Origin of the sequence: Pseudomonas sp. NBRC 100443 (assembly GCF_030268185.1) — a bacterium.
Classification (GTDB): domain Bacteria; phylum Pseudomonadota; class Gammaproteobacteria; order Pseudomonadales; family Pseudomonadaceae; genus Pseudomonas; species Pseudomonas citronellolis.
Window position 1 is genome coordinate 1 of record NZ_BSQE01000073.1, and the last position, 380, is coordinate 380.

Genomic DNA, 380 nt, shown 5'->3' on the forward strand with positions numbered 1-380 from the left:
GCCGCCTGCTCGGCATACAGCACATGGACTTTCAGCCCCTGGGAGCGGGTTCGATTGGACAGCGTCCATTCGTCGAAGCCAGGGCCCTTGAGGGTGATCGTGGTGGAGTCCAGCAGGTACAGCAGTTCCTTCCCGTCACGGCGTAACTGCCGGCAGACGCCCGCCATCAGGTAGTGCGCAACCTGGGCGAAGACCTCGGTATTACGGCGTTCGTTGGCGTCGGCCAGGGTGGAACGCCGGATCGGGCCCGTACCCAGGTGATAGTGCTGATGGGGATGGCTGTTGAAGCTGGTTTCAAGCGCCCGCAGGCTGCTCACGCCGGCCAGTTGGGCATACACCATGGCGACCAGGTGATCCCAGCTGCCAAAGCGCTTGCTGTG

The 380-nt window shown here is 63.4% G+C and carries 1 protein-coding gene; it reads right to left on the minus strand.

Translation table 11 applies throughout. The features are described from left to right. Nucleotides 1–380, minus strand: a 380-nt coding sequence (locus QSJ95_RS32580; RefSeq protein ID WP_285647894.1) for a DUF4372 domain-containing protein, incomplete at both ends; no start/stop codon positions are given.